The organism is Bacillus sp. Brlt_9 (assembly GCF_051948935.1).
Classification (GTDB): Bacteria; Bacillota; Bacilli; order Bacillales; family Bacillaceae_G; genus Bacillus_A.
The window spans coordinates 1115072-1124686 of record NZ_JAYJLO010000002.1; the positions used below are offsets into that span (position 1 = coordinate 1115072).

Consider the following 9615-nt stretch of genomic DNA (forward strand, 5'->3'; position numbering starts at 1 on the left):
GGATATGCAAAATTTTGTATTTCGTAATCCAACGAAACTTATTTTCGGTAAAGGTCAATTAGAACAGTTAAAAACTGAAATTCCACAGTTCGGTAAAAAAGTTCTTCTCGTATATGGGGGAGGCAGCATTAAACGAAATGGTATTTATGATAATGTACTTTCTATTTTAAAAGATATAAATGCAGAAGTATTTGAATTGACAGGTGTTGAACCGAATCCACGTGTATCAACTGTAAAGAAAGGAATTCAAATTTGTAAAGAGAATGGTGTTGAATTTATTTTAGCAGTTGGTGGAGGAAGTGTAATCGACTGTACGAAGGCAATTGCTGCTGGTAGTAAGTACGATGGAGATGTATGGGATATTGTAACGAAAAAAGCATTTGCTAGTGAGGCATTACCGTTTGGTACGGTGCTTACGCTTGCGGCAACAGGATCTGAAATGAATGCTGGCTCTGTTATTACAAACTGGGAAACGAATGAAAAATATGGCTGGGGTAGTCCAGTTACTTTTTCACAATTTTCAATTTTAGATCCCGTTCATACTGCGTCTGTGCCGAGTGATCAAACAATTTACGGTATGGTAGATATTATGTCGCACGTATTAGAGCAATATTTCCATCATGGAACAAATACAGAATTACAAGATCGTTATTGTGAGTCTGTTTTAAAAACAGTAATTGAAACCGCTCCTAAGCTTTTAAGTGATTTAGAAAGTTATGAGCATAGAGAAACTATTTTATATTGCGGTACTATGGCGCTAAACGGCATTTTAGCGATGGGAGTAAAAGGAGACTGGGCAACTCACAATATTGAGCACGCAGTTTCTGCGGTTCATGATATACCGCATGGAGGCGGCTTAGCTATTCTATTCCCGAACTGGATGAAGCATGTTGTAGATGAAAATGTAAGTCGTTTTAAACAGTTTGCTATTCGCGTCTTCGATGTAGAAACAGATGGAAAGACTGATCGAGAAGTTGCGTTAGAAGGAATTGAGGCGTTACGTCAATTTTGGACTTCAATTGAGGCACCAGTAACATTATCTGATTACGCTATTGGAGAAAATGAAATTGATTTAATGGCGGATAAAGCGATGGCTTATGGTGAATTTGGTAACTTTAAAAAATTAAATAAAGATGATGTTTTAAGCATATATAAAGCTTCTTTATAAGCGAATCGAGAAAAGAAACCCATTTGATTGTTATATCAAATGGGTTTCTTTTTTTGTTTTCTATAACTGTTTTTGGCTGGTTTTGATTATTTGTGAATGTTTGTGGTTGATTTTTGTGATCGTTTTCATTATACTGTAATCAAAGAAGAGGTGAATAAAATGTTAACTCCTGAACGTCATCAAATGATATTACAACTTGTAAAAGAGCAGAAGGTTGTTAAGTTACAACAATTAGTAGAAAGAACAGAAAGCTCTGAATCAACAATTCGTCGTGATTTAGCACAATTGGAAAAGCAAAGGTTATTAAAAAGAGTTCACGGTGGTGCCGCTGTTTTAACAGGAAAAGGACAGGAGCCAACGATGGTTGAAAAATCATCCAAAAACATTCAAATAAAACAACAAATTGCGAAGTATGCGGCTAACATAGTTGAACAAGGTGATTGTATTTATTTAGATGCAGGAAGTACAACATTTGAAATGATTCCATTTTTAATAAATAAAGATGTTACAGTCGTTACGAATGGACTTATGCATATTGAAGCTTTAGTTGAAAATAATATTCGTGCATATTTACTAGGCGGGATGATGAAGAGTAGGACGAAAGCTTTAATTGGCGCAATGGCACAGGAAAGTATGCAGAAATATCGTTTTGATAAATGTTTTTTAGGGGCGAATGGTGTACATGAACAACTTGGTTTTACAACTCCAGATCCGGAAGAGGCGCTTTTAAAGCAAATGGCATTAACATTAGCAAATGAAGGATATTTCTTAATTGATGAAAGTAAGTTTTCGGAAGTTGCGTTTGCAAAAATTGCCAATATTGAAGAGGCAAATATTATTACAAACCATTTAGAAATTGATTTAGAAAAATATAAAAGACAAACCAATGTAATTGAGGCTGATAAACAATGATCTATACAGTAACTTTAAACCCATCTATTGATTATGTAGTACAAGTTAATTCCTTAGATTTAGGCGCAGTAAATCGAGCAGAGAAAGATATGAAGTTTCCTGGAGGGAAAGGGATTAATGTTTCTCGTGTTCTTCATCGCTTAGGTGTTGAAAATGTAGCGCTTGGATTTACTGGTGGATTTACCGGTCGATTTATTAAAGATGTATTACAGACGGAAGGGGTAATAACAAACTTTATCCAAGTAAATGAAGATACTCGAATTAATGTGAAAATAAAAGGGCAAGAAGAAACAGAATTAAATGGGCAAGGGCCTAGTGTGACAAATGAACAATTTGAACAATTAATGAATCAAATTGAAAGTATGAAGCAAGGAGATTGTATTGTATTAGCTGGAAGTGTACCGGCGTCTATCCCCACTACTTTTTATGAATCAATCGCAGCGTTTGGAGCGGAAAAAGGTATTCGTGTAGTAGTAGATGCAAGTGGTAGTGCGCTGCATCATGTAGTTAAAAATAAACCATTTTTAATAAAACCAAATCATCATGAACTTGGTGAGTTATTTGGAGTAGAAATTTCAACAGCAGAAGATATTTTACCGTATGGAAGAAAATTAATTGAACAAGGTGTAGAGCACGTTATCGTATCAATGGCCGGAGATGGAGCTTTATTGTTTACGGCAGAAGGTATATATGAAGCAACCGTTCCAAAAGGTGTTGTAATTAATTCAGTTGGGGCTGGAGATTCTCTCGTTGCAGGATTTGTAGGTAAATATGAACAGACAAAAGATATTGAAAAGGCATTTCAATATGGCGTTGCAACGGGGAGTGCAACAGCATTTTCAGCTGATTTATGTGAAAAGGAAAAAGTAGAAGAATTATTGTCGCAAGTAATTGTAACTAAGCGATAGGGGGGAAGCAACATATGAAAATTACAGAACTATTAAAAAGGGATACAGTTATTATGAATTTGACAGCTTCAAATAAAGAAGCTGTCATAGATGAATTAGTTGAGAAATTAAACGGGGCAAATCGTTTAAATAGTAAAGCTGAATTTAAAGAAGCTATTTTAAAGCGGGAGTCACAAAGTACAACTGGCATTGGTGAAGGGATTGCTATACCTCATGCGAAAACAAAAGCTGTTAAGCAACCAGCGATTTGTTTTGGTAGAAGTGTAAGCGGTATCAACTATGAATCGCTTGACGGACAGCCTGCGCATTTATTCTTTATGATTGCTGCGAGTGAAGGGGCGAATAATACGCATTTAGAAACGTTATCACGCTTATCTACACTATTAATGGATGAAGGATTTCGTAAGCAATTGTTAGAAGCAAAGGATGAAGAGGAACTTCTTCGTCTATTTGATGAAAAAGAAAATGAAAAAGAAGAAGAAGAGGTAGAAGTTGCACAACCAGAAGGGAATGAACCATACGTATTAGCTGTTACAGCTTGTCCAACTGGAATCGCTCACACATATATGGCTGCGGATAGCTTGAAAGCAAAAGCAGCAGAGCTAGGAATTGCAATTAAAGTTGAAACGAATGGATCAACAGGTATAAAAAACGGTTTAACGAAAGAGGATATTGAACGCGCAACAGCTATAATTGTTGCGGCAGATAAACAAGTAGAAATGAATCGTTTTGCTGGTAAACATGTCATTCAAGTGCCAGTCGCTGACGGGATTAGAAAAACTGAAAAACTTCTTAATCGTGCTGTAAAACAGGATGCACCAATCTTTAAAGGAATAAAAGAAGATGGAAAGACAGAAAGTACAGAGAAAGAAAAAGGATTAGGGATTTATAAGCATTTAATGAGCGGTGTAAGTAATATGCTTCCATTCGTTGTTGGTGGAGGGATTTTAATTGCATTAGCATTTTGGGTTGGTGGTATAAAAGCAGAAGGGCCATTGGCTGAGTTGTTAATGTCTATTGGTGGAGGGGGAACAGGGGCGTTTTTATTCCTCGTACCAATTTTAGCTGGATTTATTGCGAGTTCTATTGCTGATCGTCCTGGTTTCATGCCTGGTGTTGTCGGTGGATTTTTAGCAGCACATGCGAATGCTGGATTTTTAGGTGGATTAATAGCTGGTTTCTTAGCTGGGTATGTTGTTTTAGGGTTGAAAAGATTATTTTCAGGATTACCAGTACAATTAGAAGGAATTAAACCTGTATTGTTATATCCGGTCTTTGGATTGTTGATTACAGGAGTTGTTATGCAAAAAGTAGTAATTCCGCCTGTAGTAGCATTGAATGAAATGTTAACAGGATGGTTAAATGGTTTGAACGGTACAAATGCTATATTACTAGGTCTTATATTAGGTGGTATGATGGCAATTGATATGGGTGGTCCAATTAATAAAGCTGCATTTACATTTGGTATTGCTGCAATAGAAGCACAGAACTTTGGGGTTCACTCAGCAGTTATGGCTGGTGGTATGGTACCGCCATTAGCGATTGCATTCGCAACTACTTTCTTTAAATCAAAATTTACTGAAGCAGAACGTAAATCTGGTTTAACAAATTATATTATGGGAGCATCGTTTATTACAGAAGGCGCGATTCCATTTGCAGCTGCAGATCCGGTTCGAGTAATTGTCAGTTGTGTTGTCGGTTCAAGTATTGCAGGTGCATTATCAATGTTATTCCAAATTACATTACCAGCACCGCATGGTGGATTGTTTGTTATCGCATTAGTAAATAAACCAGTGTTATATATTTTCTCGATATTGATAGGGGCAGTTGTTTCTGCTCTTATGATGGGGATTTGGAAAAAGAAAGTTAAATAATACGTGTAAAGGGAGTAGCTTTTATTAGCTGCTCCCTTTTATTACAAAAAAGGAGGTTAATAATTGGAGAATGATGAATTTTGGTAAAAGATGTAATGAAATATGATTTTTTTGTAACAAAAAAGTAATACTGTAATTTTTTCTGGAAAAAAGTTCTGGTGCTTGTATGTGGAAAATATATGAAAACTATTGGGAATTCTATTGGAAATGTAATTCATTTATATGGAAATTTATGTTACAGCTCATTAATCGTATATTACGAATGGTTTGTAATTGTGTGTTTTCTAAAAATCTTAAAAATCCGTTGCTATAATGAAAATACGAAAACAAAGCAAATGGAGGCTATTCATGAAAAAATTATTAGGTATAGCAACAGCAGCAGTTTTTGGTCTTGGGATTTTTGCGGGTTCTGCGAAAGCAGAAACGATTGTAACAACAGACGTATTAAATGTTAGAGAAAACCCAACTGTAGAGTCTAAGCTTGTAGGTAAAATGTTAAGTGGAAATAAATTAGATGTTGTAAATACAGAAAATGGATGGACAAAAATTAAATTAAATGGTCAAGAAGCGTTTGTAAGTGCTGAATTTACAAAAAGTACATATTATGTGACGGCGGGCGTGTTAAATGTTCGTGCTGGAGCGAATACTAATTCTGAAATTCTTGGTAAACTAAATAAAGATGATGTAATTGAAACGACAAATCAAGTTCAAAATGAATGGTTACAATTTGACTACAATGGAAAAACAGGATATGTTCACGTTCCATTTTTAACAGGAACGGCACCTGTAATTGAAAAGAAAGAAGTTGTAACGCAAGAAGAAGCGCCAGTAAGAGTAAATACGCCGATTAAGAATAATAAAGTGGTTAAGAACAAAGAGTCTGTTAAGAATGTAGAATCAAATAAACCTGTGGTAAAACAGCAGTCAACTACGAAACAAGTTGCGAAATCTACTAAAACAAGTGCACCTGCTGGTGGACGTGAAATAACAGTAGAAGCGACAGCGTATACAGCGCATCCAAGTGAGAATGGTACGTATGGTGGTCGTGTATTAACTGCAATGGGGCATGATTTAACAGCAAATCCAAATATGAAAGTAATTGCTGTTGATCCTAAAGTAATTCCACTTGGATCAAAAGTATGGGTAGAAGGATACGGAGAAGCGATTGCTGGAGATACTGGTGGTGCGATTAAAGGAAATCGTATTGATGTTCTAGTAGGTTCAGATGGTAGTGCTAATAGCTGGGGACGCAAATCTGTAAAAGTGAAAGTTATAGAGTAGTGTATATATATTAATATAAAAGGCGGTTGCTTGAAAGTGTGTAAGCAACCGCCTTTTATGAATTATTGAAAAGGATAAATCGTTTTACCTGTAATAATTTTATATGCACTGCAAAACTGATTTTGTATATACTCTATATTTTGATTTTCTGGATGTAATGTAGTTTCTTGGAGAGTAGAATGAAAAGAACGTAGCAAACAATTTAAGGCGAAGTATAATTCTTCTTGTGAACAATTTTGTTCTTTTGTAGCAGTAGCTAAAATGAGGTCTTTTGTTAATGATGAAAAATTGATGGAAGATTGTTCCATAGTCAACTCATCCTTTCAAACGTATTTTTACTCATGTATATGTGGAATTGGACAAACTATGTTCTTTTTTTTGTTTATAATTTCATGTACCGGAATGAAAGAACTTGCAATCATGTCGTTAAAATTGGTAAGATTGGATATAATCAATAGATGGAGTACATCACATAAAGAGAGTTGAATGATATGGGAGAAGTGCAACGTGAAAAAGTTGCTGTCATCATTGGACCAACTGCTGTTGGGAAGACGAAGTTAAGTATTGATCTTGCCAAAGCATTGAATGGTGAAATAATAAGTGGAGATTCCATGCAGATTTATCGTACGATGGATATTGGAACTGCAAAGGTAACGAAAGCAGAGATGGACGGAATTCCACATTATATGGTCGATATAAAAAATCCGGAAGAATCATTTTCTGTTGCCGAATTTCAAGAGCGTGTTCGTAAGCATATTCGAGAAATTACAGAACGTGGTAAATTGCCAATTATCGTTGGTGGAACGGGTCTGTATATACAATCTGTTTTATTCGATTATCAGTTTACGGATGATGCTGGTGATACTACATACCGAGAACAGATGGAAAAGTTAGCAGTAGAACATGGTGTGGAATACGTACATAAAAAATTACAAGAAGTAGACCCAGAAAGCGCTGAGCGTATTCATGCAAATAATGTCCGCCGTGTCATTAGAGCTTTAGAAATTTTTCACACGACGGGTGAAAAAATGAGTGATCAGCTTGAAAAACAAGAAAATGAGTTATTATACGATGTTTCCTTGATTGGCTTGACAATGGATCGAGAAATGCTATACGATCGCATTAACTTACGAGTTGATATAATGATGGAACAAGGTTTATTAGAAGAAGTAGAAGGCTTGTATAATAGAGGGATACGAGATTGTCAATCTATTCAAGCGATTGGATATAAAGAGGTATATGATTATTTTAAGGATCGTGTCTCTTTAGAAGAAGCGGTATCACAATTAAAGACTAATTCACGTCGTTATGCAAAGCGTCAATTAACGTGGTTCCGTAATAAGATGGATGTCACATGGTTTGATGTTACAGACGGTGAAAAAACGTCAGAAATTTTACGATACATAGAAGGAAAGCTACAACTAAAGTCGAATAATAGTAAGTAGAGAAAAAGAGGAGGATTCGACATGAAGCAATCAATCAATATTCAAGATCAGTTTTTAAATCAACTCCGTAAAGAGAATACGTTTGTTACGCTGTACTTATTAAATGGTTTCCAGCTTCGTGGATTAATTAAAGGATTTGATAATTTTACAGTCCTACTGGAAACAGAAGGTAAGCAACAGCTTATTTATAAACATGCAATTTCTACATTTGTACCACAAAAAAATGTTTCAATTGAATTAGAGTAGTAATGAATTATTGTACATAACAAAAAAGAGCGAGTTTTCTCGCTCTTTTTTTATTTGTCATAAACAATACATAGTGAAATTTAAGCAATTCTAAATACAGTAAGGCGAATGTTAGTGTTTCCTGTTGCAGGGATCGTAATCTCGTTAAGAGTAGATTGGACTGAAATGTTTGCACCAGCTCTTAACGTTTCGATTGTAGTAAATGAAAGTGAGTCGCCTATTAAATTTGAAGAGAAGTTATCAGTTGCGGCTGCTCCATTAATTGAAATGCCTACTCCAAGAGGAGCGCATCCTGGCGCAGTTGTAGAAATAGATACGCTAATGACATAAATACCACCGTTGATAACTGTAACTGTATCTGTGCCATTGAAGATAATGTTGTTTACGTTAATTGCAGTATTAAAAATGAAGTTGTTAAATTGGAGTACTGTTTGTTGAATGTTGTTTGTAACAACAATTGTTGCTACAGGGAAGCTAGGTCCAGTAGGCCCGGTAGGTCCAGTCGGTCCACCAGAAGGTCCGGTAGGCCCAGTAACTCCTATACCAGTAGCACCGGTAGCACCTGTTGGTCCTTGAATACCTTGAGGACCAGTGGCACCAGTAGCACCTGCAGGCCCTTGAATACCTTGAGGCCCAGTAGCACCTGTGTTACCTTGAACACCTTGAGGCCCAGTAGCACCTGTGTTACCTTGAGCACCTTGAGGACCAGTAGCGCCGGTAGCGCCCGCAGGTCCTTGAGCACCTTGAGGACCAGTGGCACCAGTAGCACCTGTGTTACCTTGAGCACCTTGAGGACCAGTAGCGCCGGTAGCGCCCGCAGGTCCTTGAGCACCTTGAGGACCAGTGGCACCAGTAGCACCTGTGTTACCTTGAACACCTTGAGGCCCAGTAGCGCCTGTGTTACCTTGAGGTCCGGTAGCACCTGTGTTACCTTGAACACCTTGAGGCCCAGTAGCGCCTGTGTTACCTTGAGATCCGGTAGCACCCGTGTTACCTTGAGCACCTTGAGGCCCAGTAGCACCCGTGTTACCTTGAACGCCCTGAGGTCCCTGAGGTCCAGTAGGTCCAGTAGGCCCGCCAGAAGGTCCGGTAGGTCCGGTAACTCCTATGCCAGTAGCGCCCGTGTTACCTTGAGGTCCTTGAATGCCCTGAGGTCCAGTAGCACCCGTGTTACCTTGAGCACCTTGAGGTCCAGTAGCACCGGTAGCGCCTGTGTTACCTTGAACACCTTGAGGTCCAGTAGCACCCGTGTTACCTTGAGCACCTTGAGGTCCAGTAGCACCGGTAGCGCCTGTGTTACCTTGAACACCTTGAGGCCCAGTAGCGCCCGTGTTACCTTGAGGTCCTTGAATGCCCTGAGGTCCAGTAGCGCCTGTGTTACCTTGAACACCCTGAGGTCCAGTAGCACCCGTGTTACCTTGAGGCCCAGTGGCACCAGTAGCACCTGCAGGCCCTTGAATACCTTGAGGCCCAGTGGCACCAGTAGCACCTGTGTTACCTTGAACACCTTGAGGCCCAGTAGCGCCGGTAGCACCAGTAGCACCCGTGTTACCTTGAGGTCCTTGAATGCCCTGAGGTCCAGTAGCACCCGTGTTACCTTGAGGTCCAGTAGCACCGGTAGCGCCTGTGTTACCTTGAACACCTTGAGGCCCAGTAGCGCCTGTGTTACCTTGAACACCCTGAGGTCCAGTAGCACCCGTGTTACCTTGAGGACCAGTGGCACCAGTAGCACCTGCAGGCCCTTGAATACCTTGAGGCCCAGTAGCGCCGGTAGCACCAGT

9 protein-coding genes are annotated in these 9615 nt (G+C 38.5%); 7 read left to right on the plus strand and 2 right to left on the minus strand.

What is annotated here, in order from left to right; genetic code table 11:
* Positions 1–4 precede the first annotated feature (4 nt).
* The 5 genes from VF726_RS12060 to entD all read left to right on the plus strand — a co-directional run bounded on the left by VF726_RS12060 (position 5) and on the right by entD (position 6143).
* A complete protein-coding gene (locus tag VF726_RS12060) occupies positions 5–1168 on the plus strand; it encodes an iron-containing alcohol dehydrogenase (RefSeq protein WP_440168259.1) in 1164 nt (387 codons plus the stop codon).
* A gap of 159 nt (positions 1169–1327) precedes the next feature.
* Entirely contained in the window at positions 1328–2080 is a 753-nt protein-coding gene (locus tag VF726_RS12065) for a DeoR/GlpR family DNA-binding transcription regulator (protein WP_440168261.1), read from the plus strand.
* Positions 2077–2988, plus strand: a complete 912-nt coding sequence (gene pfkB, locus VF726_RS12070; RefSeq protein ID WP_017561546.1) for a 1-phosphofructokinase — start codon at positions 2077–2079, stop codon at positions 2986–2988. Before VF726_RS12065 ends, pfkB begins: the two co-directional genes overlap by 4 nt.
* 14 nt (positions 2989–3002) lie before the next feature.
* The gene (locus tag VF726_RS12075; RefSeq protein WP_061401447.1) at positions 3003–4862 is read left to right on the plus strand and encodes a PTS fructose transporter subunit IIABC; all 1860 of its coding nucleotides are present in this window, start codon (positions 3003–3005) and stop codon (positions 4860–4862) included.
* Positions 4863–5210: 348 nt separating this feature from the next.
* The gene (entD, locus tag VF726_RS12080) at positions 5211–6143 is read left to right on the plus strand and encodes a cell wall-binding protein EntD (protein ID WP_440168264.1); all 933 of its coding nucleotides are present in this window, start codon (positions 5211–5213) and stop codon (positions 6141–6143) included.
* Positions 6144–6205: 62 nt separating this feature from the next.
* Here the strand turns inward: entD and VF726_RS12085 are convergent, their stop codons facing one another.
* The gene (locus VF726_RS12085) at positions 6206–6451 is read right to left on the minus strand and encodes a hypothetical protein (RefSeq protein WP_440168266.1); all 246 of its coding nucleotides are present in this window, start codon (positions 6449–6451) and stop codon (positions 6206–6208) included.
* A 183-nt stretch (positions 6452–6634) separates the two neighbouring features.
* Between VF726_RS12085 and miaA the strand changes: the two genes are divergently transcribed.
* Positions 6635–7588 (plus strand): tRNA (adenosine(37)-N6)-dimethylallyltransferase MiaA, encoded by a 954-nt coding sequence (gene miaA, locus VF726_RS12090; protein ID WP_440168268.1) that lies wholly within the window; start codon positions 6635–6637, stop codon positions 7586–7588.
* 21 nt (positions 7589–7609) lie between these two features.
* A complete protein-coding gene (gene hfq, locus VF726_RS12095; protein ID WP_000813896.1) occupies positions 7610–7834 on the plus strand; it encodes an RNA chaperone Hfq in 225 nt (74 codons plus the stop codon).
* Between the two features lie 80 nt (positions 7835–7914).
* Here the strand turns inward: hfq and VF726_RS12100 are convergent.
* The coding region (locus tag VF726_RS12100; RefSeq protein WP_440168272.1) for a Gly-Xaa-Xaa repeat protein at positions 7915–9615 on the minus strand (1701 nt) is incomplete at its 5' end.